Annotated in this window: 23 protein-coding genes and 2 pseudogenes; 7 read left to right on the top strand and 18 right to left on the bottom strand. The window is 71.7% G+C overall.

Annotated features, from left to right (window positions below; genetic code table 11):
* Positions 1–121: 121 nt before the first annotated feature.
* The 4 genes from pyrH to J2S42_RS28780 form a co-directional block, all read right to left on the bottom strand.
* On the bottom strand, positions 122–889 hold the full coding sequence (pyrH, locus tag J2S42_RS28795; RefSeq protein WP_307244065.1) for a UMP kinase: 768 nt from the start codon (positions 887–889) through the stop codon (positions 122–124).
* Between the two features lie 194 nt (positions 890–1,083).
* Positions 1,084–1,914, bottom strand: a complete 831-nt coding sequence (gene tsf, locus J2S42_RS28790) for a translation elongation factor Ts (RefSeq protein WP_307244063.1) — start codon at positions 1,912–1,914, stop codon at positions 1,084–1,086.
* Between the two features lie 79 nt (positions 1,915–1,993).
* Positions 1,994–2,860 carry a 30S ribosomal protein S2 gene (gene rpsB, locus J2S42_RS28785; RefSeq protein ID WP_307244061.1) on the bottom strand — a complete coding sequence of 289 codons (867 nt, stop codon included), beginning with the start codon at positions 2,858–2,860 and terminating at the stop codon, positions 1,994–1,996.
* A 278-nt stretch (positions 2,861–3,138) separates the two neighbouring features.
* The gene (locus J2S42_RS28780; RefSeq protein WP_307244059.1) at positions 3,139–4,113 is read right to left on the bottom strand and encodes a hypothetical protein; all 975 of its coding nucleotides are present in this window, start codon (positions 4,111–4,113) and stop codon (positions 3,139–3,141) included.
* A 159-nt stretch (positions 4,114–4,272) separates the two neighbouring features.
* Here J2S42_RS28780 and J2S42_RS28775 point away from each other — a divergent pair, with 159 nt between their 5' ends.
* The 7 genes and pseudogenes from J2S42_RS28775 to J2S42_RS28745 all read left to right on the top strand — a co-directional run bounded on the left by J2S42_RS28775 (position 4,273) and on the right by J2S42_RS28745 (position 11,589).
* The gene (locus J2S42_RS28775; RefSeq protein ID WP_307244057.1) at positions 4,273–4,632 is read left to right on the top strand and encodes a YraN family protein; all 360 of its coding nucleotides are present in this window, start codon (positions 4,273–4,275) and stop codon (positions 4,630–4,632) included.
* A gap of 8 nt (positions 4,633–4,640) precedes the next feature.
* The gene (locus J2S42_RS28770) at positions 4,641–6,161 is read left to right on the top strand and encodes a YifB family Mg chelatase-like AAA ATPase (RefSeq protein WP_307244055.1); all 1,521 of its coding nucleotides are present in this window, start codon (positions 4,641–4,643) and stop codon (positions 6,159–6,161) included.
* Complete coding sequence (dprA, locus tag J2S42_RS28765; protein ID WP_307244053.1) at positions 6,158–7,339, top strand: DNA-processing protein DprA; 1,182 nt, start codon at positions 6,158–6,160, stop codon at positions 7,337–7,339. The genes J2S42_RS28770 and dprA overlap by 4 nt, the downstream gene beginning before the upstream one ends.
* A 64-nt stretch (positions 7,340–7,403) precedes the next feature.
* Positions 7,404–7,712, top strand: a pseudogene (locus J2S42_RS28760) (site-specific integrase); the annotation flags it as partial.
* Positions 7,713–8,618: 906 nt separating this feature from the next.
* Positions 8,619–9,119, top strand: a pseudogene (locus tag J2S42_RS28755) (tyrosine-type recombinase/integrase); the annotation flags it as partial.
* A 40-nt stretch (positions 9,120–9,159) separates the two neighbouring features.
* Positions 9,160–10,347 carry an aminotransferase class V-fold PLP-dependent enzyme gene (locus J2S42_RS28750; RefSeq protein ID WP_307244052.1) on the top strand — a complete coding sequence of 396 codons (1,188 nt, stop codon included), beginning with the start codon at positions 9,160–9,162 and terminating at the stop codon, positions 10,345–10,347.
* A 378-nt stretch (positions 10,348–10,725) separates the two neighbouring features.
* A complete protein-coding gene (locus J2S42_RS28745) occupies positions 10,726–11,589 on the top strand; it encodes a M23 family metallopeptidase (RefSeq protein ID WP_307244050.1) in 864 nt (287 codons plus the stop codon).
* Between the two features lie 636 nt (positions 11,590–12,225).
* On the opposite strand, the gene J2S42_RS28740 is transcribed toward J2S42_RS28745, so the two are convergent.
* The 14 genes from J2S42_RS28740 to ffh all read right to left on the bottom strand — a co-directional run bounded on the left by J2S42_RS28740 (position 12,226) and on the right by ffh (position 23,989).
* The gene (locus J2S42_RS28740) at positions 12,226–12,549 is read right to left on the bottom strand and encodes a DUF2469 domain-containing protein (RefSeq protein WP_033343857.1); all 324 of its coding nucleotides are present in this window, start codon (positions 12,547–12,549) and stop codon (positions 12,226–12,228) included.
* A complete protein-coding gene (locus tag J2S42_RS28735; protein ID WP_307244048.1) occupies positions 12,546–13,409 on the bottom strand; it encodes a ribonuclease HII in 864 nt (287 codons plus the stop codon). The genes J2S42_RS28740 and J2S42_RS28735 overlap by 4 nt, the downstream gene beginning before the upstream one ends.
* On the bottom strand, positions 13,402–13,860 hold the full coding sequence (locus tag J2S42_RS28730; RefSeq protein ID WP_307244046.1) for an NUDIX hydrolase: 459 nt from the start codon (positions 13,858–13,860) through the stop codon (positions 13,402–13,404). Before J2S42_RS28730 ends, J2S42_RS28735 begins: the two co-directional genes overlap by 8 nt.
* 20 nt (positions 13,861–13,880) lie before the next feature.
* Positions 13,881–14,525 carry a signal peptidase I gene (gene lepB, locus J2S42_RS28725; RefSeq protein WP_307244044.1) on the bottom strand — a complete coding sequence of 215 codons (645 nt, stop codon included), beginning with the start codon at positions 14,523–14,525 and terminating at the stop codon, positions 13,881–13,883.
* Positions 14,522–15,328 (bottom strand): signal peptidase I, encoded by an 807-nt coding sequence (gene lepB, locus J2S42_RS28720; RefSeq protein WP_307249091.1) that lies wholly within the window; start codon positions 15,326–15,328, stop codon positions 14,522–14,524. Before lepB (J2S42_RS28720) ends, lepB (J2S42_RS28725) begins: the two co-directional genes overlap by 4 nt.
* Positions 15,329–15,651: 323 nt before the next feature.
* The gene (gene rplS / locus J2S42_RS28715) at positions 15,652–16,008 is read right to left on the bottom strand and encodes a 50S ribosomal protein L19 (RefSeq protein ID WP_307244042.1); all 357 of its coding nucleotides are present in this window, start codon (positions 16,006–16,008) and stop codon (positions 15,652–15,654) included.
* Positions 16,009–16,120: 112 nt separating this feature from the next.
* Positions 16,121–16,906: a tRNA (guanosine(37)-N1)-methyltransferase TrmD gene (gene trmD / locus J2S42_RS28710; RefSeq protein WP_307244040.1), complete on the bottom strand. Its 786-nt coding sequence runs from the start codon at positions 16,904–16,906 to the stop codon at positions 16,121–16,123.
* Entirely contained in the window at positions 16,907–17,479 is a 573-nt protein-coding gene (gene rimM / locus J2S42_RS28705) for a ribosome maturation factor RimM (protein WP_307244038.1), read from the bottom strand.
* A 4-nt stretch (positions 17,480–17,483) separates the two neighbouring features.
* Positions 17,484–17,744, bottom strand: coding sequence for an RNA-binding protein (locus tag J2S42_RS28700; RefSeq protein WP_033343864.1), 261 nt, complete (start codon positions 17,742–17,744; stop codon positions 17,484–17,486).
* Positions 17,719–18,159, bottom strand: coding sequence for a 30S ribosomal protein S16 (gene rpsP, locus J2S42_RS28695; protein WP_307244035.1), 441 nt, complete (start codon positions 18,157–18,159; stop codon positions 17,719–17,721). Before rpsP ends, J2S42_RS28700 begins: the two co-directional genes overlap by 26 nt.
* Before the next feature lie 226 nt (positions 18,160–18,385).
* On the bottom strand, positions 18,386–19,036 hold the full coding sequence (locus J2S42_RS28690; protein ID WP_307244033.1) for a ribonuclease FAU-1 family protein: 651 nt from the start codon (positions 19,034–19,036) through the stop codon (positions 18,386–18,388).
* Between the two features lie 64 nt (positions 19,037–19,100).
* Complete coding sequence (proS, locus tag J2S42_RS28685) at positions 19,101–20,507, bottom strand: proline--tRNA ligase (protein ID WP_307244032.1); 1,407 nt, start codon at positions 20,505–20,507, stop codon at positions 19,101–19,103.
* A 676-nt stretch (positions 20,508–21,183) separates the two neighbouring features.
* Positions 21,184–22,263, bottom strand: a complete 1,080-nt coding sequence (locus tag J2S42_RS28680; protein WP_307244030.1) for an amidohydrolase family protein — start codon at positions 22,261–22,263, stop codon at positions 21,184–21,186.
* Positions 22,264–22,429: 166 nt separating this feature from the next.
* Positions 22,430–23,989 (bottom strand): signal recognition particle protein, encoded by a 1,560-nt coding sequence (gene ffh, locus J2S42_RS28675; protein ID WP_307244028.1) that lies wholly within the window; start codon positions 23,987–23,989, stop codon positions 22,430–22,432.
* Positions 23,990–24,004 lie beyond the last annotated feature (15 nt).

Below are 24,004 nucleotides of genomic sequence, written 5' to 3'. Positions count from 1 at the left end.
CGGCGGGTGCTGCGTCCAATACCCGGGGTCATCCACTGGTCCGGCAGAACTCCGCGCTGCATGCGGCGCGGCGCCTCCCGTACCCCATCATGCTCTTAGATTTGATCTTGCTTTTCCCGCCCTAGGCGGTGATCAGGGTGCCGATCTTCTCGCCGCCCACGGCCTTGATGATCGTGTCCGGCCCCTCGGCGCCGAAGACCAGCATCGGCATCCCGTTGTCCATGCAGAGGCTGAACGCGGTCGCGTCGGCCACCCGCAGGCCCTGCTGGAGCGCCTCGGCGAACGTGACGAAGTCGAGCTTGGTGGCGGTCGGGTCGGTCCGCGGGTCCGCGGTGTAGACGCCGTCGACGCCGTTCTTGCTCATCAGCACCACATCGGCTTTGATCTCCAGCGCGCGCTGGGCGGCCACGGTGTCCGTCGAGAAGTACGGCATGCCGGCGCCGGCGCCGAAGATCACGACGCGGCCCTTCTGGAGGTGCCGGATCGCGCGGAGCGGAATGTACGGCTCGGCGACCTGGGCCATCGTGATCGCGCTCTGCACGCGCGTCTCGACGCCCTCCTTCTCCAGGAAGTCCTGGAGCGCGAGCGAGTTCATCACGGTGCCGAGCATGCCCATGTAGTCGGCCCGGTTGCGGTCCATGCCGCGCTTCTGCAGGTCGGCGCCGCGGAAGAAGTTGCCGCCGCCGACCACCACGGAGACCTGGACGCCGCGCCGGACCACCGTGGCGATCTGGCGCGCGATGGCGGACACCACGTCCGGGTCGACGCCGATGCTGCCGCCGCCGAAGACCTCACCGGAGAGCTTCAGCACGACCCGCCGGGGCTTGCCGCCCGCCGGTGAGCCCGCCGCGTCCTCCACCGGAACGACCTGCTCGGTCACCACCGTCATGCGACCCGCCTTCCCTCAACCTGTTGTCTCTGACTTACCCGCCGGCGCTGCCACACCGACACACGACCGTTGCGGTGTGCACCATATGCGACGAGGAGACCGCGGTGCCTGTCGCAGTACACCAACGGCCTCCTCGTGTCATGGCCTGCGGCGCCGGCCTGGGAGCCGGCGCCGTGTCGTGCGTGAGCCCGGTATCAGGCCTGGCCGACCTCGAGCCGGACGAACCGGGTGATCTCGATACCCGCCTCGCCGAGAACCTGCTTCACGGTCTTCTTGCTGTCCGCGACCGAGGCCTGCTCGATCAGCACGGTGTCCTTGAAGAAGCCGTTGACCCGGCCCTCGACGATCTTCGGCAGCGCCGCCTCCGGCTTGCCCTCCTCGCGGGCGGTCTGCTCGGCGATCCGGCGCTCCGACTCGACGACGTCCGCCGGGACCTCGTCGCGGGTGACGTACTTCGGGCGCATGGCGGCGATCTGCATCGCGACGGCGCGCGCGTCCGCGTCGGCGGCCTCGTCGGACTTGCCGGTGTACTCCACCAGCACGCCGACGGCCGGCGGCAGGTCCTGCGCCTTGCGGTGCAGGTAGACCGCGGTGGTGCCGTCGAGAACGGCGAACCGGTTCACGACCAGCTTCTCGCCGATCTTGGCGGAGAGCTCCTGGACGGCGGCGTCGACGGTGCGGCCGTCGGCCAGCGTGGAGGCCTTCAGGCCCTCCGCGTCGGTGACGCCGGCGGTCGCGCCGTGCTCGACCAGCTCCTGCGCGAACGCGACGAAGTCGGCGTTCTTCGCGACGAAGTCGGTCTCACAGTTGATCTCGAGCAGGGCCTTGCCGGAGTGGGCGACGAGACCGTTGGCGGCGGTACGGCCGGCGCGCTTGCCGACGTCCTTCGCGCCCTTGATGCGGAGCAGCTCGACGGCCTTGTCGAAGTCGCCCTCGGCCTCGGTCAGGGCCTTCTTGCTGTCCATCATGCCGGCGCCCGTGAGGTCGCGCAGCTTCTTGACGTCCGCGGCGGTGAAGTTGGACATGACTCTCTCTTCGATGTCTGTGTCGGCTGGCGGCAGGTGCGGTGCGGGCCGTCTCCGGCCCGCACCGTCTTCCTCGGCTTTACTCGGCGGCGGCCGGAGCCGGCTCGGCGGCGGGGGCCTCGGCGGCGGCCGGGGTCTCGGCGTCGGCGGCCTTCTTCTCACCGGACTCGAGCAGCTCGCGCTCCCACTCGGCCAGCGGCTCGTCCGCGCCCACGGCGGTGCCCTGCGGCTTGTCGCCGCCACGGCCCGCGCGGCCGGAACGGGCGATCAGACCGTCGGCGACCGCGGCGGCGACCACGCGGGTCAGCAGCTCGGCGGAGCGGATCGCGTCGTCGTTGCCCGGGATCGGGAAGTCGACCTCGTCCGGGTCGCAGTTGGTGTCCAGCACCGCGATGACCGGGATGCCCAGCTTGCGGGCCTCGTCGACCGCGATGTGCTCCTTCTTGGTGTCGACGACCCAGATCGCCGACGGCACCTTCTGCATGTCCCGGAGGCCGCCCAGCGTCTTGGTGAGCTTGGTCTTCTCCCGGTAGAGCTGCAGGGTCTCCTTCTTGGTGTAACCCGCGGCGGTGCCGGTCAGGTCACCCAGAGCCTCGAGCTCCTTCATCCGCTGCAGCCGCTTGTAGACCGTCTGGAAGTTGGTCAGCATGCCGCCCAGCCAGCGGTGGTTCACGTACGGCTGGCCGACCCGGGTCGCCTGCTCGGCGATGGCCTCCTGCGCCTGCTTCTTCGTGCCGACGAAGAGGATGCTGCCGCCCTCGGCGACGGTGTTCTTGATGTAGTCGTACGCCTTCTCGATGTAGTCGAGCGTCTGGCGGAGGTCGATGATGTAGATGCCGTTGCGCTCGGTGAAGATGAAGCGCTTCATCTTCGGGTTCCAGCGACGGGTCTGGTGCCCGAAGTGCACGCCGCTCTCCAGCAGCTGGCGCATGCTGACTACAGCCATGGTGAAATGCTCCCTGCGTCGTCCCTGGTTGTGCCGCCGAAGCCAGTCGGCTCGGCGCCTGGCGCCCGGTCGCCGGCCAGGGTGGGCCCGTCGCTTCTGCTTGCGCCGAGAACGGGACCAGGGAGGCCGGCGCCCCACGACGGGGAGTCGGTGATCACATTCGGTGATTACCGGCCGCCGTGAAGAAGGCGCGCGAGGTCGACCGCCGGTGGCGGTCGCCGTGGACCAGCATACGCCGCTCCCGGGGTGCCGCCCCGGGAGGGCTCTCGTTTCGCGTTCTACCTGGCCGCGATCGCGGCCGCGAGCAGCAGGACGATCCCGAGCGGCAGGTACGCCAGCGGTGGGCGCCACCACGTGCGGTGATCGGCGGCCCGGCCGGTGGTCAGCAGCGCGTAGAGGCCGACGCCGGTGAGCGGCAGGCTGAGCGCGAGCGCGAGGCCGCTGACCAGGTTGCCGACCGCGGCGGTGCCGCCGGTGAACCCGTCCAGGAGCAGGCGCAACGCGGGGATCTCCAGGAGCAGCGCGACCAGGCCGATGGGTACGGCGAGGATCGGCCGCCGGGTGGTGTAGACGCGCTCGCCGACCGGGGCGGGGTAGGGCGCGTCGCCGGCGGCGGGGCTGTACGGGTGCTCGGCCGGGGCCGTGCGGTAGGGCGGGTCGGTGTAGGCCGGCTCACCGGCGGGCGGGATGAACGCCGGTGCGGCGGGTGGTGTGGTGGCGGCGGGGATGAGCGGCGTGCCGGGGGTCGCGGCGGCCGGGCTGGTCGGGTCCGGGCTCGCCGGGTCCGGGCTCGCCGGTGCCGGGCTCGTGGGCGGGCGGCGCAGGGCGGCGCGGTCCAGGGCCTCGGTGCGGAAGCGGGGGATGTCGCCGGTCAGCGGGTAGGCCGCGGTGCGGTTCGCATCCGGGGTGCCGAGCGGGTCCGCGGGCGCGGTGAACTCGGGGGCCGCCGGGGCCGCGGAGGCCGGCGTGACCACCGGGAGTGCCTCCAGTCCGCGGCCGGTGACGGCGTCGTGCTCGTAGCCGCGCTCCTGGCCGTACCGCGACCGGGGCTCGGCCGGGTCCGGCGTCTCCGGGGTCCGGGTGCGGGGCACGTTCCAGTGGTCGCTGTACCCGGTCGGGTCGGTCAGCGGGTCCGAGGCGCGGCGGGGGCGAGTGGCCGCGCGGGGGTCGTCCGCGGGCTCGTCGGCGGCGGGGGTGCGCCAGTCGCCGTACCACTGCGGTTCTGGTTCATCTGCAAACCGACGTCCATCCACGGTCGGCACCGTATGTCACCGAAACTTCCGGCGCTACTCCACACGCGCTCGCGTACCACGACCACCGCGAGATCATCCGCGTTTCCACAGGCGGTTTCCCACCCCACACCCCGAGCTTGCACCGTTGCCCCCACCGCACCCTTTCACCACGGTGGATCCATGACAACCACAACCCGCGCGGTCGGCGCCTACGGAGAACGAGTGGCACTGCGGCACCTGGTCGAGGCGGGAATGACCCCGGTCGCCCGCAACTGGCACTGCCCCGACGGTGAGGTCGACATCATCCTCTCCGACGGCGACGAGGTCGTCTTCTGCGAGGTCAAGACGCGCCGGTCCACGACGTTCGGCGTGCCCGCCGAGGCCGTCGGCCGGCGCAAGCAGCAGCGGCTGCGACGCATCGCCTCGCGCTGGCTCGCCGGTGCACCCGGCCACGGTGACCACGTCCGCTTCGACGTGGTCGCGGTGACCGCCCAACGGCGCGGCGCGGCCTCGGTCGAGCACGTCCGCAGCGCGTTCTGACGGCCGCGATGAGCTACGCCAAGGTGTGCTGCGTCGGGCTGGTCGGGGTGGCCGGCCACCTGGTCGAGGTCGAGGTCGACATCGCGCCCGGCCTGCCCGGGGTCACGCTCACCGGCCTGCCCGACACCGCGCTCAACGAGGCCCGCGACCGGGTCCGCGCCGCGATCGTCAACTCCGGCGAGGAGTGGCCGAACCGGCGGCTCACCGTCAACCTCCTGCCCGCCACACTGCCCAAGCGCGGGTCCGCCTTCGACCTGGCCATCGCGGCCGGCATCCTGGCGTGTGCGGGTGAGCTGCCGTCGGTCGGCCTGGACGGCGTGGCGATCCTCGGCGAGCTCGGGCTGGACGGCACCGTGCGCCCGATCCGCGGCATCCTGCCGATGGTCGCCGCCGCCGCGCGGGCCGGGCTCACCCGCGCCGTCGTCCCGCTGCACAACGCGGACGAGGCGACCGTCGTCCCCGGCATGGACGTCCGCGCGGTCGACACGCTGCAGCGGCTGATCGGCTTCGTCCGCGGCTGCGGCACGCTGCTCCCGCCACCCGGCTCGCCCGCGCCCCCGGCACCGCCCGGCCCCGACCTGGCCGACGTGGCCGGGCAGGCCGTCGGCCGCCGGGCCATCGAGGTCGCCGCCGCGGGCGGGCACCACCTCGCGCTCATCGGGCCGCCCGGGGCCGGCAAGACCATGCTCGCCGAGCGCCTGCCGTCCGTGCTCCCGGAGCTGGACGACGAGGCCGCGCTGGAGGTCACCGCGGTGCACTCGATCGCCGGCACGCTGCCGCCCGGCGGCCGCCTCATCCGCCGCCCGCCGTTCCAGGCCCCGCACCACACCGCCAGCCTGGCCTCGCTGGTCGGCGGCGGTTCCGGACTGGCCCGGCCCGGCGCGCTCTCTCTGGCCCACCGCGGCGTGCTCTTCCTCGACGAGGCGCCGGAGTTCGCCGCACGCGTGCTCGACTCGCTGCGCCAGCCGCTGGAGTCCGGCCGGGTCACGCTCAACCGCACCGGCGGCACCACCGAGTACCCCACCCGTGTCCAGCTGGTCATCGCGGCGAACCCGTGCCCGTGCGCGAAGCCCGCCGGGGACTCAGCCTGCCAGTGCACGCCGGTGGCCCGCCGCCGCTACCTCGGCCGGCTCTCCGGCCCGCTGCTGGACCGGCTCGACGTGCGCGTCCGGCTGCACCCGATGCGCGCGGCCGACCTGGTCGGTACGGACGCGCCACGCGAGACCTCCGCCACCGTCGCCGCCCGGGTGGCCCGGGCCCGCGCCGCGGCCGGGGCGCGCTGGTCCGCGCAGGGCTGGCGCACCAACGCGGAGGTGCCCGGCGCCGCGCTGCGCCGGCCACCCTGGCAACTGCCCCGGCCGGACGTCGATCACCTCCAGCGCGCGCTGGACAGCGGCTCGCTCACCGCCCGTGGCTTCGACCGCACGCTCCGCCTGGCCTGGACCATCGCCGACCTGGACGGCCTGGACCGGCCGGGCGCCGGCGAGGTCGCCGAGGCCAGCCAGCTGCGCGCCGGGGAGCACGGATGAGCACGCGGGAGGACCGGCTGGCCCGGGTCGCGCTGAACTGGCTGCTCGAGCCCGGGCACCTGATCGGCTGGGAGATGGTCCGGGCGTTCGGTGCGCCCGAGGCCCTCTGGCGCATCCTGCACGACCCGTCCTGCCACACCCGCACGCGGAACACGGCCGCCGCGCGCCTGCGGGCCGGTGACCCACTGCGAACCGCGGAGGAGAAGCTGGAACGTGCGCGGGAGGTCGGTGCCCGGCTCGTGATCCCCGGCGACGCCGAGTGGCCGGACCAGGTGGCCGACCTGCGCGCCATCGACCTGCACGGCGGGCCGAGCCGGGTCGACCGGGACACCCGGCCGCCGCTGTGCCTGTGGGTCCGCGGGCCTCTGCCGCTCGCCGCGACGCTGACCCGCTCCGTCGCGGTCGTCGGCGCCCGGGCCGCCACGGAGTACGGGAACCGGATGGCCGCGGAGATCGGCTTCGACCTCGCGGGCCGCGGCTGGACCGTCGTCTCCGGCGGCGCGTACGGCATCGACGGCGCCGCGCACCGCGCCGCGCTGCGGGCCGGCGGCGTCACCGTCGCGGTCCTCGCGTGCGGCGTCGACCGGCCCTACCCAGCCGGCAACACCGGGCTCTTCGAGCAGATCGCGGACGCCGGCCTGCTGGTCAGCGAGTGGGCACCCGGCGAGGACCCGCTGCGGCACCGCTTCCTGGTCCGCAACCGCCTGATCGCAGCCGCCACGCGTGGCACGGTCGTGGTCGAGGCCGCCGCTCGCAGCGGTGCCATCCAGACGCTCGGCCGCGCGTGCGGCCTGACCGGCCGCGTCGCCATGGTGGTGCCCGGCCCGGTCGGCTCCGCCATGTCCGTCGGCTGCCACGACGCGCTCCGCCACCAGCCCGGCACCCGTCTGGTCACGGGCGCCGCCGACATCCTGGAGGAGGTCGGCACGATCGGCACCGACCTGGCCCCGCGACCGCGCGGCGGCACCCGCGACCGCGACCGCCTCGACGAGGAGTCCGCCCGCCTCCTGGAGGCCTTCCCGGCCGGCCGCGAGGTCACGCCCGACCAGCTCTCCGCCCGCACCGGCTCCGACCCCCGCGCCACCCTGCGCCGCCTCGCCCTGCTCACCGAACTCGGCTTCATCACCGCCCGCGACGGCCTCTACGCCCTGGCCCGGCCGTCCCGCGATTCGCCATGACCACCGCCGCTCCGCACACGCGTGCCGATTTGACGCCGTGCCCTCCGCGGCGGACCGTCGACGGATGGAAAGCACGCGCACGCGCGCGACACAGGCCGTGTACGAGAGCCTGCCGGCCGCCATGCGCACCGTCGTCGACGAGTTCGCCCACCACCTGGCCACCGTCGAGGACCGCTCCGCCCACACGGTCCGTGCCTACGTCGGCGACGCGGTCTCACTGCTCGGCCACGCAGCCGGCACCGGCTGCACCACCCTCGCCGACCTGGACATCGCCGAGCTGCGCAGCTGGCTCGCCGGCCAGCGCACCCGGGGCGCCGCCCGCACCTCGATGGCCCGCCGCGCAGCCTCGGCCCGGGCACTCACCTCCTGGGCACACCGCGCCGGCCACCTTGAGCACGACGTGGGCGCGCAGCTGGCCAGCCCACGGGCACACCGCACGCTGCCCGGAGCACTCCGCGCCGACCAGGCAGCCATCCTGGTCACTTCCCCCACCTCCGCATCGAGAACCAGAGGCCCCGCCGCACCCGGAACCCCCTGGCACGGCACCGCCACCGCACCGGCAGGACCCAGCGCCACAGCCGAAACCACAGGCTTCGGCACCACAGACGCCGGCACCACAGACGCCGGCACCACAGACGCCGGCACCACAGACGCCGGCACCACAGACGCGGGCACCACAGACGCCGGCACCACAGACGCCGGCACCACAGACGCGGGCACCACAGGCGCGGGCACCACAGGCGCGGGCACCGCGGCCGCACCGGCTGGGCCCGGCTTCACGGCCAGGCTCGGTGGCCTCGGCGCCGCCGCACCGGCGGGATCCGACGCCGCAACCGGACCGGCACGACCCGCCGCGTCCGGATCCTCCGGAACCGGCATCACCGGTGGCACGGCGGAAACCGCCACAGCGAGCACGGCGGAAATCGCCACTCCCGGACCCGCAGAGGCCGGTACCGCAGCCGGAGCGGCCGGCCCCGGAACCGCAGGGCACGCCGCCGTGACCGGAGCTGTAGGACCAACCGCATCCGGCTTCCCCGGAACCGGCGCCACAGCCGGACCGGCAGAGGCCGGTACCGCTGCCGGGCCGGCAGAGGCCGGTACCGCTGCCGGGCCGGCAGAGGCCGGTACCGCTGCCGAACCGGCCGGCCCCGGCAGCGCAGCGGGATCGGCGGGGCCCGGCGCCGGCTCGGCGCCGGCCGGCCCCGAAGCCGGGACGGGCGCCGGCTCGGGCGTCGATCCGGGTGCCGGTGCCGATGCCGGTGGGAGACCCGTCACTGCCGTGGAGCTGCGCGACCGTCTCGTGCTGGAGATGCTCTACGCGACCGGCATCCGGGTCAGTGAGTTGTGCGGCCTGGACCTCTCCGATCTGGACCGGGCCCGCCGCCTCGTCCGGGTGCTCGGCAAGGGCAACCGGGAGCGCTCGGTACCGTTCGGCGTCCCGGCCGAACAGGCACTCGACGTCTACCTTCGGCTCGCGCGCCCGGTCCTGGCCACCGCGGGCAGCGGACGGGCCCTGCTGCTCGGCACGCGCGGGGGCCGGTTGCAGCCGACGATCGCGCGCCGGATCGTGGCGGCCTACGCGCGGGCGGAAAACCTGCCGCACACGACACCGCACGGGCTGCGCCACTCGGCCGCCACCCACCTGCTGGAGGGCGGCGCCGACCTTCGCTCGGTACAGGAACTGCTGGGACACGCGTCGCTGGCGACCACGCAGATCTACACGCACGTGTCGGTCGAGCGGCTGCGCGCCGCGTACCGTCAGGCTCATCCCCGCGCCTGAAAAGCAGCGTCCACGCCGATCTGCGCCTTACGATCGACGGGTGGGCACTGGTGACGTACGGCCGCCGGACTCGATCGCCGGTGCACGACTGCTCTTCTCGCTGGATCCGGCCGTCTCCTACCTGAATCACGGCACGGTCGGCGTGACCCCGATCGCGGTGCAGCGCGCCCAGCAGCGCCTGCGCGACGAGGTGGAGCTGGATCCGATGCGGTTCTACACCCGGGGCCTGCGCGATCGGGTCGGACACACCCGCCGGCACCTGGCGACGCAGTTCGGCGCGGACCCGGACGGCACCGCGCTGATCCCGAACACCACCGCCGGCATCGCGATCGTGCTGCAGTCGATGGGCCTGCGAGCCGGCGACGAGATCCTGCTGACCGACCACGGCTACGGCTCGGTCGCGATCGCGGTCGCGCGGGAATGCCGCCGGACCGGTGCCGTGGCCCGCACGGTGGCCGTGCCGCTGAACGCCGGTGACGGCGAGGTGGTGTCGCTGCTCCGGGCCGCGTTCACCGACCGCACCCGCCTGCTGATCGTGGATCAGATCGCATCCTCCACGGTGAAGCTGTTCCCGCTCGTACCCATCGTGGAAGCCGCACACCGCGCGAACGTGGCGGTCTTGGCCGACGGCGCGCACGCCCCGGGCATGCTGCCACTGGCAGTCGACGAGATCGGCGCCGACTTCTGGGTCGGCAACCTGCACAAGTGGGCGTTCGCGCCACGCTCGGTGGCGATGCTGACGGTGGCACCGCGCTGGCGGGATCGCATCGAACCGCTCGCCGTCTCCTGGGACCACGACGACGGCTTCCCCGCGAACGTCGAATCCCAGGGCACGCTCGACTACAGTCCGTGGCTGTCCGCGCCCACCGGCCTCTTCGTACTGCGCACACTCGGTCACGACCGGGTCCGCTCCCACAACGCGGCACTCGCCGCTTACGGCCAGCGGGTGATCGGCGCCGCGCTCGGCCTGCGCGCCACCGATCTGCCCGACCCCGGCGGCGCCGGCATCGCGATGCGCGTCGTCCCGCTGCCGCGCGGCATCGCCAGCACCGACGCGGACGCGGTCGCCCTCCGCCACCGCATCGCGGACAAACTCGGCGCCGCGGTCGGCGTCAACGCGTGGAACTCCCGTGGCTGGCTGCGCATCTCCGCCCAGGTCTACAACCAACCCGACGAGTACGACCGCCTCGCCGCGCGCCTCCCCGCACTGCTCACGACAGGGACCTGACCAGGACCACAATCGCATTCCCGCTGCCGGCGGGTCGTTTTCCGCACGCTCCCGCGGGCACCGGTCGTCGCCGGCGCTCCTCCCTGCACGATCCGTGGCCGCAAGACCGGTTTCCCTCTCGCACACGGACGACGTGCTCCGGTTCCTCGATCGGGCAGCCGGGAGCCCGAGACCCGGCCGCACGAGGTCTGCGCGTCTCTTGGACCGCAACACACACCTCCGCACCGGACAGATCACCGGGGATGTTCCGTGGCTCCGTCACGGGTCCAGTCTGTGGCAGCACGCCAGTCTGCGACGGGTTATCCACAGGCAGAAAGTTCGTCCACAGATCCGAGACTCGGCATTCGACAGGCATGGTGTTCGCGCGATCCTCGGCGCATGAATTCCACCGCGCCCTCCCTCATCATTCTCACCGTGGCGGCGCTCCTGCCGCCCGGCAGCGCAGCTGTTCCTTCCCGCTCCCCCGCTCGCTCGGGCGTGCACACCGCATCGGTGTCAACGGCGCGCTCCTCCGGCGCCCGGACGACACCGGCGCAAGCAACTCGGCCGCCGGACGCGGAGAGCACACCGATGCCCGCGCCTCCACCCTGGAGTGCGCAGCCGGCACCGATGCCAGCAACTCGGCGGTTGGACGCGCAGATCACACCGGTGGCAGCACCGGATTCTCCGGTCGCGCGGGCCGTGCCGGTTCAGGCGGCACCGTTCCCGAACACCGGATCGAGCTCGCCGCAGACACCGTCGGCAACCGCACCACCGTCCGCCGGCGGCCGGGAAGCGTCGGCCCGCGGACCGTCTCCTGGTGCCTCCGCGCCGGCCGAGGGCAGGTATGTCTGGCCGTTGAGCGGAACGTTTCCGCCGATCGTCCGCCGCTTCGATCCGCCGCCGCAGCGTTGGCTCTCCGGCCATCGTGGTGTTGATCTCGGCGCTCTTCCCGGCACGGTCGTTCGTTCCGCCGGAGCCGGAAGGGTGATCTTCGCCGGTCAGGTCGCGGGCAAGGGCGTGGTGAGTGTCGAGCATCCCGGTGGCTTGCGCACTACCTATCAGCCGCTCCACATCGCAATCGCGCCCGGCCGGCTCGTGACCGCCGGGACTCCGCTAGGCGCGCTGACCACCGGTCATCCCGGCTGTCCCGTCGCAGCCTGCCTGCACTGGGGTCTACGCCGAGGAGCCGACTACCTCGACCCTCTGACGCTCCTCGCGCTCGGCCGAGTCCGCCTCCTCCCACGACGGCCAAGCCCTTGACCGCCACCGCCGTGCCGCTCTCCGCAGGCCACACCGCAACGCTGGCCGCGCTGTCCCCGCCGAGACCCGCACCGCCTACCGCGACGACGCCACAGCCGTCCCAGGGCACACCGCCACGCAGGTGACCAGCGCACCGCGCGAATCCCGCAACGCGCAAACCGCCGCACCACAAAAACACCATGCGATGTGGGAGCCGGCGCGGCACGAAAGGCCGGCGCGGTGCGGATCGCTCGACCGCACGGCGCGAGAGCGACCGAGTCGAGAATGCCGGGCGGCACGAACCCATGGTGGTGCGGCACGAACGCCGCCCAGCACGAAAGCCGGAACGGTGCCGCGCGCAACGGCGCGGTACGCAACAGCAGGCCAGCACGCGGATCGGCACAGCACAGCACGCCAGCGCGGCACAGCGCGGTTCTCTACGAGAACCGGCTGCTCCGCCACGCGAAGTCGCGCACTCCCGGCACGCCTCTCGCGCCCATAGCCACAAGCGACAAACGCCGCACGCGCACCACCTGCGAAACCAGACCTACCGGCGCACCCGTGGCGCACCGAACGGGCCTGCCGGTCCCACAACATGAAAAGGCCCGGAGAGCGGCGCGATCGCCGCGGCTCCGGGCCGGGAGGGAGGGAAGGAGGTCAGCTGGGGAAGCCGGTGTCCGTCGGCAGCGAGATCTCCGGCTTCTCCAGCTCCTCCACGTTGACGTCCTTGAAGGTCATCACGCGCACGTTCTTGACGAAGCGGGCCGGCCGGTACATGTCCCAGACCCAGGCGTCCTGCATCTCGACCTCGAAGTAGACCTCGCCGTCCGAGTTGCGGACGTGCAGGTCGACGTGGTTGGCGAGGTAGAAGCGCCGTTCAGTCTCGACCACATAGGAGAACTGGCGGACGATGTCGCGGTACTCCCGATAGAGCTGCAGCTCCATCTCGGTCTCGTACTTCTCGAGATCTTCTGCGCTCATCGTTGTCCGCCCTTCATCTGGCCATCTTCCCCCACCCACGTCGGCGGTCGTGGCTGCTGCTCCGATGCCACGCCGACGGTACTCCAGCCCGCGGCGACTTGCGCCATCGCCTCGGCACCCGCGAGCACGGCACCGGTGCCGCCGGACGACACGACCGACGGGCGATCGGACTCCGCGGAGACCGGGCGGCGGGCCCGGGGCGGGCTGCCGTCGCGGCCGGAGGCGGCAGCCACGTTCGCGTACGAGTACCGATGCTCCACGCACGGGCCATGTTGCGCCAGTGCCGCGTTGTGCTCGGCGGTCACGTACCCCTTGTGGTCGGCGAAGCCGTAGGCCGGGAACTCGGCGTCCAGCTCCACCATGATCCGGTCTCGGGTGACCTTGGCGAGCACGCTCGCCGCCGCCACGCACGCGGCGACCTGGTCGCCCTTCCACACGGCGAGCCCGGGCACGCCGAGACCGTCCACCGCGAAGCCGTCGGTCAGGACGTACTCGGGGCGGACGGCGAGCGAGGCGAGCGCGCGGCGCATGGCCGCGAGGTTACACACATGCAGGCCGCGCGCATCCACCTCGGTGGGCGGTATGACCACGACCGAGTACGCGAGTGCCCGCTTGACCACTTCCGCGTAGATCCGCTCGCGCGCGGCCGCGGTCAGCAGCTTCGAGTCGGTCAGGCCGTCGATCTCGCCGCGCTTGCCGGTCGGCAGCACCACCGCGGCCGCGACCAGCGGGCCTGCGCAGGCACCGCGCCCGGCCTCGTCCGCGCCGGCGACCAGCGTGAACCCGCGGCGTTGCAGCGCACGCTCCAGCGCATAGATGCCGCCCTCACGCCGCACGATCGTCTTCGGCGGGCTAAGCACCGGCGGTCACCCGCCGCAGCACGTCCACGAGGTCCGCGGGATGGACCGGCTCGGTCGCGGACTCCAGCTCGGGCGGGGACCACCACCGGTACGACGTGATGCTGCCCCGCTCGACCTCGTCGAACCCGCTCGTGTCGATCTCGGCGCCGGACGAGCGCACCAGGAAGAACTCCTGCTCCTGCCGGTACCACACGCCGTCGAACGGGAACTCGGTCACCTCGGCGTGCACCGGCTCGCCCAGCGCGGCCACCGGCAGGTCCAGCCCGGCCTCCTCGCGCAGCTCGCGCGCGGCGGCCTGGGCCGGTGTCTCGCCTGCGTCGAGGCCTCCGCCGATCGTGAACCAGTACGGCTCGCCCGGCCGCCCCGGGTCGACGCCCCGGAACAGCAGCACCCGCCCGGCCTCGTCGACCAGCAGCACACGAGCCGCCCGGCGCGGCACGAAGTCCACCATCACATCAGCCTAGGAGACCCTCAGCCGCCGCTGCCGGACGGTACCTGCTCGAACGTCTCCGGCGCGGACAGCCAGTCGACCCGGGAGAACGGCCAGAACAGCACGAACGCGCGCCCGACGACGGCTTCCTCGGAGATCGTCGACTTGGCCATGTCGCCGTCCGACGTGGTCCAGTGCTCCAGTGAGTCGCCGGACTGCGACCGGTGGTCGCCCATCACCCAGAGCCGGCCGTCCGGCACCACGATGTCGAACTCGGTGGAGGCGGGCGGGTCCTGGACGCCGTTCTCCGAGTAGATGTACGGCTCGTCGAGGGAGACGCCGTTGACCTGGAGGCGCCCCTGTGCGTCGCAGCACATGACCCGGTCGCCGCCGACGCCGATGATGCGCTTGATGAAGTCCTCGCCCTTGGGCGTGCTGCGCCAGCCCTCCGGCGCCTCGAACACGATGATCTCGCCGCGCGCGGGGTCGCGGAAGTTGTACACGAGCTTGTTGACCAGGACCCGGTCGTAGACGTTGAGCGTGTGCTCCATGGAGGGGGACGGGATGTAGAACGTCTGGAGCACGAACGTCCGCACCAGGATGGCGACAAGCAGCGCCACACCGAGGAGGATGGGGAGTTCTTTCCAGAACGAACTGCGTGGCTTGTCGGTCTGCTCGTCGATCACGAAGGCAGCCTACGACGACCGGCTGAGAACCGAGACCGGGAACGCGCCTTTAGCGCCAGAGATGCCAACAAGGGGACAGTGAGCACGAATCCTCCTTGAGTGTCAGGCGTCGTGTCCTGAGGCGCGGCGGAGGAGGCCGGCACGTCGTCCCACACCTCCGGCACGGGAATCCCAGCCCAGCTGTCCCGGGGCCAGACGATCACGAACGCCTGGCCGACCACGTTCTCCACCGGGACCGGGCCCTGGCAGCGGGCGTCCTGGGAGACCGAGCGGTGATCGCCCATCACGAAGATCTGGCCCTCCGGGATGACGATCTCCTGGAAGCGGCGGGAGCGGCAGTCGTTGCCGTCGCCGACCGTGTCGTCCAGCGGCGAGTCCTCGAAGATGTACGGCTCGTCGATCGGTGTGCCGTTGACCAGGATGCGGCCCTGCTCGTCGCAGCACGAGACGGTGTCGCCGCCGACGCCGATCACCCGTTTGATGAAGTCCTTCTCGCCGGGCCGGCCGACGCCGACCAGGTCGCCGATCGTACGGCTGAGCCTGGTCATGAACGTCAGGCCGGACGTGTCGTCGGTGTGCTCCGGCGCCCACCGGTCGGTGCCGCGGAAGACCACGACCTCGCCGCGCTCCGGCGTACGCACGTCGTAGACGACCTTGTTGACCAGCACCCGGTCGCCGACGAGCAGTGTGTTCTCCATCGACCCGGACGGGATGTAGAACGCCTGCACCAGGAACGTGCGGATCAGCACGGCCAGGCAGAACGCGACCACCAGCAGGATCGGCAGCTCCAGCCAGAGCGCCATCTGCTTCACCTGACGCCGGGGCTTCTCGTCGGCGGCACCCGCAGCGACCGGGCCGGCCGAACCCGCGGAGCCGCGACGGCGGCGGGGGCGCTCGGCATCGTCCGGCTCCGGCCCGTCGAAGAACGACCCGCCGGACCCCGGATACAGCACTACCGCCCGAGCCCCGTCCCCGTCGGAATCCGCGGGGGGAGGCGTCGAGCGGTAGGGCGATGTTTCTCGACTGTCGCCGTCGTAGCGCCCGTACGTCACAGAAGCAAGCTTAGGTCGCGTTCGGCGCTACGGCTGCTGTCGGAGCGAGAGAAGGTTTACCCGGACGGGGGACGTCAGCGGGTGACCGCCTCGCGCTTCTCCTTGATCTTCGCGGCCTTGCCGCGGAGCTCACGGAGGTAGTACAGCTTCGCCCGGCGAACGTCACCGCGGGTGATGACCTCGAGGCGGTCGATCGCGGGGCTGTTCAGCGGGTAGGTGCGCTCGACGCCGACGCCGAAGCTCACCTTCCGGATGGTGAAGGTCTCGCGCAGGCCGGCACCGTGGCGCCGGATGACGACACCCTGGAAGACCTGGACACGGGAGCGGTTGCCCTCGACGACGCGCGCGTGCACCTTCAGGGTGTCACCGGCGCGGAAGTCCGGGATGTCGGTCCGCTGCGACTGGGCGTCCAGTGCGTCGAGCGTGTTCATCGCTGCTGCATCCTCAAGGCTCGTGGCGAATCCCCGCGCCATGGCCAGTGGCGGCGCGAAAGAAAACTATCCGTTGCGCATGCGGGGACGTGCCCCGATCGCGGCAACCTCTCTACTTTGCCACACCGGCCTCGGGCACCGGAAATCCGGCCCCGGTCAACGTGGCGACATCGTGCTTGTCCAGCGTCTCCGGTGCGGCACTGGCCAGCATATCCGGACGCTGCGCGGCCGTGCGCAGAAGGGACTGCGCCCGCCGCCATTTGGCGATCTTGCCATGGTCGCCGGAGCGCAGCACCTCGGGCACCTCGCGCCCGCGCCAGACCGCCGGCTTCGTGTAGAGCGGCGCTTCCAGCAGGCCGTTCGCGTGTGACTCCTCGGTCAGTGAATCCGCATTCCCGATCACGCCAGGGAGCAGCCGCACGACCGCCTCCAGCATCACCAGCACCGCGACCTCGCCGCCGAACAGCACGTAGTCGCCGAGAGAGACCTCACGCACCCGCATCCGGGTCGCGGCGTCCTCCAGCACCCGCTGGTCGATCCCCTCGTACCGTCCGCAGGCGAAGATCAACCGCTGCTCAGCCGCGAGATCGGCCGCGAGAGCCTGGGAGAAGCGCTCACCGGCCGGCGTCGGCACGATCAACACCGGAGCAACATCAAGATCTTCCGGCGGTACGGGCAGGAGCGTGTCGAACGCGGCACCCCACGGCTCCGGCCGCATGACCATGCCGGGCCCGCCGCCGTAGGGCGTGTCGTCAACGGTCCGGTGCACGTCGTGCGTCCATTCCCGCAGGTCGTGCACGCCCACGTCGAGCAACCCCGTGGTCCGCGCCTTCCCGATCAGGGAGAGCGAGAGCGGGGCGAAGTAGTCCGGGAAGATCGTCAGTACGTCGACGCGCATCTACAGGTCCAGCAGGCCTTCCGGCGGGTCGACCACGACCCGGCCGCCGGCCACGTCCACCGTCGGGACGATCTGCCGGACGAACGGGATCAGCGCCGTACCGCCCTGCGCCCGCTTCAGGACGATCAGGTCGGACGCGGCCGCGTGGTCGATCCGCAGCACCTCGCCGAGCTTCTCGCCGGCGGTGTCGACCACGGTCAGCCCGACCAGCTCATGGTCGCGGAACTCGTCCGGGTCGTCCAGCGGCGCGACCTCGGAGCTGTCCACGCAGAGCAGGACACCCTTCATGGCCTCCGCCTCGTCCCGGTCGAGGATGCCCTCGAACGTCACGAGCAGTTTGTCCTGATGCGGCCGTACCGTCTCGATGGTCAGTTTTTTCGGCACCTCGAAGCGCACGGCGCCGGCCGGAACCGGGGCGCCGTCCGCCGGAGCGGTGCGGACCTTCGAGGAGATCTCGGTGGTCAGCACCGCCCCGGGGACGAAACGCGCCTCGGGCTCGTCCGTGCGGACGTGCACGGCGACCTCGCCACGCACGCCGTGCGCGCGAGCGATGTGCCCGATGATGAGGAGCATCGATTCAGTACGCGTCGACTATGTCGACTCGCACGCCACGCCCGCCGATCGACCCGATCACGGTACGCAGCGCCTTGGCGGTGCGGCCGCCACGCCCGATGACCGTTCCCAGGTCCTCGGGGTGGACGCGCACCTCCAGCCGCTTACCGCGGCGCGAGTCGACGAGCCGGACGCGCACGTCGTCCGGGTGGTCGACGATGCCCTTGACGAGGTGCTCCAGCGCGGGCCGGAGCGCCCCGTCAGCTCGCGTCGCCGGCGCCCGCATCGGAGGACTCCTCGGCCTTGGCCTCGGTGGCCTTCGGCTCGGCCTTCTTCGAGGCCGACTTCGCCGGGGTGACGCCCGCGGCAGCCTGCGACTCGGCGTCGTAGACGGCCTTGCGGTCCGCCTTCGGCTCCGCGACCAGGAGCGGCGGCGGGGCCGGCAGACCCTTGAACTTCTGCCAGTCGCCGGTCTTCTCCAGGATGCGCTGCACGGCCTCGGACGGCTGCGCGCCGACCGACAGCCAGTGCTGCACCCGGTCGGACTTGACCTCGATCACCGAAGGGTGCTCCTTCGGCTGGTAGATGCCCACGTACTCGATGGCCCGGCCGTCGCGCTTGGTCCGCGAGTCGGCCACGACGATGCGGTACTGGGGGTTGCGGATCTTGCCCATCCGCAGGAGCCGGATCTTTACGGCCACTGTCTGTTCGCTCCTGTTGCGATCTACACCGGTCTGGACGACCGGTGCGCGGGTGAGCAGGCGGGCTCCCACGTGGGGCATGGGATCCGATGCTTCGAGGATTGGCGCCGCGCTCGTAGTTAGAGGGCAACAAACGCGTGCCGGATACCAGCTCACCATTGTGCCAGATCCGGGGCCCGCGTATGAAACGACCCCGCATCCCGTACACATATCGGGCAAAAGGTCTTTAAAGGCGCTCAAGCACCGGCCGGTCCCAGCCGGGGAGCGGCACGCCGGGAGTCCACGCCGGGTCCGGCGCGAAGTCGGTCCAGGTGCCGTCGAACGGGAACTCGCCCGCTTCGATCCGCTCCACCACGCGCTTGCCCTCGGCCCACACCGCGTCCGCGTCCGGCACCCAGTAGTGGTCCGGGAACGCCAGCCGCTCGGCGAACTCGTCCTCGTCCTTCCAACGCCACGTCCGGTCCGGCGCGACCACGATGTCCAGGTCCTGGTCGACCATGTCGACACCGGCCACCGCGCCGTCGTCCCAGCGGAGCACGGGGGCCTCCAGGTTCACGTACCACCCGCTGAACGTCCCGGCGTCGTCCCGGAACCACCAGACCGAGTGCGCCTCGCCGGGCGGCATGAACTTGAGCACGCCCGGCCCCTGCCAGACCGTCTCGTCCAGCCGGTAGTCCAGGCCGACCCACTCGCTGAACGGCATCGCGCGCAGCCCGCGCCCATCCGTCGCGACCTCGTTCAGCACCCGGGTGCCGCGGTCCAGCCAGACCAGCAGGCCGCGCTCGTCGTCGCTCACTACCCGCACCGGGCGTACCCAGCCGATCCGGTGGTGACGGACGTTCCGGTGCATTATCAGTCGGCCAGGTGCGAATCCCACGAGGAGCCAGGTTAACCGCCGGTGGTGACCATGTCGTTACGACGCGGCCACCACCGCGCGGAATTCAGTACGAACGCCCGAGCACCGCGATCAGGTCCGGCTCGGTCTCCGACTCCGGCACCGAGCCGTCCGCGCGGATCAGGCAGCGCACGGTCACCGCGGACTTGTTCGCCTCGGCCTCGCCCTCGACGCCGACCGCGGACCACGGCACGCGCGCCCAGCCGGTGGCCGACGCCTCGATCGCCTCACCCAGCGTCTTGACCTCGTGCGTGTTCGCCTCACGGTGCGCCAGCGCCTGGTCGAAGAGCGCCTGCTGGTCGCCGGTCAGCGCCGCGGTCACCGCGTCGACCACGCCGGCCAGCGGCACGCTCGACTTGCTGCCGTCGAACCGCCGGGCCACCGTGACATTCCCGTTGGCGAGATCCCGCGGCCCGATCTCGATCCGGATCGGGTAGCCCTTCAGCTCCGCGTCCACCGCACGCCGCCCGAACGGGGTGTCGACCCGATCGTCGAAGCCGACCCGTACCCCCGCGGCCTTGAGATCGTCCTTGATCTTCGCGGCCGCGACGGCGACGCCTTCCCCGTCCTTGACGATCATCACGTGCGCCTGGATCGGCGCCAGCACCGGCGGCACCCGCAGCCCGCTGTCGTCGCCGTGGCACATGATCAGGCCGCCGACCATCCGCGTCGAGGTGCCCCAGGACGTGGTCCAGGCGTGCTCGCGCGCGCCGCTCTGCGCCGAGAACGCGATGTCGAACGCCTTCGCGAAGTTCTGCCCCAGCTCGTGCGAGGTGCCCATCTGCAGCGCCTTGCCGTCACCCATCATGCCCTCGAGGCAGTAGGTGTTGGTCGCACCGGCGAACCGCTCGCGGTCCGTCTTGCGCCCGACGAGCACCGGCATGGCGAGCACCTTGACCATCAGGTCCTCGTACGCCTCGTGCAGGATCTTCTTCGCGTAGGCCCGCGCGTCCTGCTCGGTCGCGTGCGCGGTGTGGCCTTCCTGCCAGAGGAACTCACTCGTCCGCAGGAAGACACGGGGCCGCATTTCCCACCGGACCACGTTCGCCCACTGGTTCAGCAGCAGCGGCAGATCCCGGTACGAGTCGATCCACTTCGCCATGAACTCGCCGATCACGGTCTCACTGGTCGGCCGCACCACGACCGGCTCCGCGAGCTGCTTGCCGCCACCGTGCGTGACCACCGCCAGCTCCGGCGAGAAACCCTCGACGTGCTCCGCCTCCCGGGTCAGGTAGTTCTCCGGGATGAACAGCGGGAAATACGCGTTCTCCGCGCCCGCGTCCTTGATCCGCGCATCCATCTCGGACTGGATCCGCTCCCAGATCGCATACGCCGTCGGCCGGATCACCATCGTCCCGCGCACCGGCCCGTTGTCGGCCAGCTGCGCCTTGGCGATCAGATCCTGGTACCAGCGGGGAAAATCCTCCGCCCGGGGAGTCAGCACACGAGCCATAACCGCACATCCTAGGCCTCGGGGTTCCCCCGCCGTCGCGCGACGGGCAGCACCGCGGGACCCGAAGATCGAATCCCCTGTCCAATACCGATGGGTCGCGTCGTCCGCGTGCGGGTGCTCAGCCGGCCCGGGACAATCCCGAATTCGATGTTCCCGCTTCCGGCGTGGGCGCTTCGGGCGTGCTCCCGCGGGCAAACCTCCGGCTTCCCTCCGACTCCGCTGGCGCTCCGCTCCGGTCCGCCGGTCGGAGCCGGTCCCCGGGTGGTCACCGAAAACCACGCCGGTCCGGTTCACCGCGCTGCCGCGGCCCCGTCCCGACCCCGCGATCGACACCATCGGCTGGTCTCGTCGGCGCGGGTTGCGTCGCACGCCGACGAAGAGCCGGGCGCCGACGCCGGAAGCGGGTGGACGGGAAAACGCGGCGGACACCGGCCGAACGGACGACACCGCAGGTGCCGACTCGGCGAGAGGACGTCGCGCGCAGCTGACCGCATCCGACATGTCGGATGCGTCGGCCACCGCGCCGGCGAACTCCGCGGCCCTGACTCCACAAGGATCATCGACCGATGCACAAGGTAGGTCAACTTCGATGTTTGATCTACCTTTCGTACCGGTCAATGATCCTCCCGGCGAGGTCCGGTCGGCCGGCACGAGCGTGTGTGGAGCGGACGTACGGTCAGCGGAGGATGCGGCCCCGGAGGATGATGCGGCGCGGGGTGCGGACCGCCGTGAGGTCGTGGCGCGGGTCGGTGTCGTAGGCGACCAGGTCGGCGAGGCCGCCCTCGGTCAGGCCGGGGAGGCCGAGCCAGGCGCGGGCGCCCCACGACCCGGCGGCGAGCACGGCCTCGGCGGGCAGGCCGGCCCGGGTGTGCAGCAGCAGCATCTCCTCGGCGGCCTGGCCGTGGGCGATGCCGCCGCCGGCGTCGGTGCCGACGTAGATCGGGACGCCGGCCTCGTATGCGGCGCGGACCAGCTCCGGATTGCGGTCGCGGAGTGTGCGCATGTGAGCCGCGTACCCGGGGAATTTGGTCTCTGCCCGCGCGGCGATGCCGTCGAACGTCAGGATGTTGATCATCGTGGGGACCAGCGCGGTGCCGCGGCGGGCCATCTCGTCGAGGAGGTCGGGGCTCAGGCCGGTGCCGTGTTCGACCGAGTCGACGCCGGCCCGAACCATGATCTCCACGGCCTCCTCGGAGAACGTGTGCACGGCCGCCCGCGCGCCGGCTGCGTGTGCCGCCTCGACGGCGGCGGTCAGCGTGGCCGCGTCCCAGCTCGGTGCGAGATCGCCGGCGCCCCGGTCGATCCAGTCGCCGACCAGCTTGACCCAGCCGCTACCGGCCTTGGCCTGCGCCGCGACGGTCGCGGGCACGTCCACCGGCTCGACCTCGACCGCGGTGTCCCGCAGATAGCGCCTCGGCGCCGCGACATGCTGCCCGGCCCGGATCAGGCGCGGCATCTCCGGATCGTCGTCCAGTTCCGCGTAGGGGAACGGCGATCCCGCGTCCCGGATCGCCAGCACGCCCGCGTCACGGTCCTGGAACGCCAGCTCACGCGCCTGCGCCAGCGAGCCGACCGGTCCACCACCGGGCGCGATCCCGGGGTGGCAGTGCGCGTCGACCAGCCCGGGCAGCACGAACCCACCGTCCACAACGGTCTCCGCCCCGGGCTGCGGCTCGAACGTGACCCGATCCCCGACCAGCCACAGATCCCGGACCTCGTCCTCGGGCAGCAACACCCCACGCACATGCAGCACCATGCGCCCAGTCTTACCGACCGCTCCCGGACGGACCGAATGGCCGGTCACGCCGCGCCGTACAGGCAGGAAGATCGACGGTCACCGGGCAGGGTCGTCTCGCGATGAAAGTCCTCGGTTCGGGTCTCGATCTGATAGGCGTCGCCTGACCCGAACGGGTGAGGACAAATCAGTCCTCGTCGCGCTTCTTGGGCTTGTTCAGCTTGTTGAAGTCGATGTTGGGGAGCTTGAAGCCGGGCATGCCGCCGCCGCCCAGCGTGTTCGGGTCCATGCCCGGGGGGAGCTGGGGCATGCCGCCCATGCCCGGGAAGCCGCCCGGCATGCCGCCGGTGCGCGGACGGTTGTTGCCGCCGCCCTTCGTACCCTTGCGCTTGTTCTTCGGGCTCTTGGTGGCCTTGCGGCGGTTGCCGCCGCCGGGGAGGCCCATCATGCCGCCCATCTGCTTCATCATCTTCTGCGCGTCGGCGAAGCGGTTGAGCAGCTGGTTGACGTCCATCACCTGGACACCGGCGCCGTTGGCGATGCGGGCGCGGCGGGAGCCGTTGAGGATCTTGGGGTTGGTGCGCTCGGCGGGGGTCATCGAGCGAATGATCGCGGTGACCCGGTCGAAGTGCTTGTCGTCGAGCTCGGCGAGCTGGTCCTTCATCTGGCCCATGCCGGGCATCATGCTCAGCACGTTCGCGATCGGGCCCATCCGCCGGACGGCGACCAGCTGGTCGAGGAAGTCCTCCAGCGTGAACTGCTCGCCACCGAGCAGCTTCGCCGTCATCTTCTCCTTCTGGTCCTCGTCGAACGCGGCCTCGGCCTGCTCGATGAGGGTCAGCACGTCGCCCATGCCGAGGATGCGGCTGGCCATCCGGTCGGGGTGGAAGACGTCGAAGTCCTCCAGCTTCTCGCCGGTGGACGCGAAGAGGATGGGCTGGCCGGTCACGTGCCGGACGGAGAGCGCGGCACCACCGCGTGCGTCACCGTCGAGCTTGGAGAGGACCACGCCGGTGATGCCGACGCCGTCGCGGAACGCCTCGGCGGTGCGGACCGCGTCCTGACCGACCATGGCGTCGATGACGAAGATGACCTCGTCCGGGTCGACGGCGTCGCGGATGCCGGCGGCCTGCGCCATCATCTCCTCGTCGATGCCGAGACGGCCGGCGGTGTCGACGATGACGATGTCGCGGGCCTGGCGCTTCGCGTGCTCGATCGAGTCGCGCGCGACCTGGATCGGGTCGCCCTCGCCGTTGCCGCCGGAGGGCGCGTAGACCTCGACGCCGGCGCGCTGGCCGAGCACCTGCAGCTGGTTGACCGCGTTCGGCCGCTGGAGGTCGGCGGCGACGAGCAGCGGCTGGTGGCCCTGGGCCTTGAGCCAGCGGGCGAGCTTGCCGGCGAGCGTGGTCTTACCGGCACCCTGAAGGCCGGCCAGCATGATCACGGTGGGCGGGTTCTTGGCGAACTGGAGCCGCCGGCCCTCGCCGCCGAGGACGCCGATCAGCTCCTCGTGCACGATCTTGATGACCTGCTGCGCCGGGTTGAGCGCCTCGGAGACCGCGGCGCCGCGCGCCCGCTCCTTGAGCGTGTGGATGAACGCCTTGACCACGGGAAGCGCGACGTCCGCCTCCAGCAGGGCGAGACGGATCTCGCGCGCGGTGGCGTCGATGTCGGCGTCGGTGAGCTTGCCCTTGCCGCGGAGCTTGCCGAAGATCCCGGAGAGGCGGTCACTCAAGGTGTCAAACACTGCGCAACATCCCGT

The sequence above is a fragment of the Catenuloplanes indicus genome (genome assembly GCF_030813715.1).
GTDB classification, from domain to species: domain Bacteria; phylum Actinomycetota; class Actinomycetes; order Mycobacteriales; family Micromonosporaceae; genus Catenuloplanes; species Catenuloplanes indicus.
The sequence above is the reverse complement of the archived record's forward strand: the minus strand, read 5'-3'. Positions and strand labels throughout refer to the sequence as shown.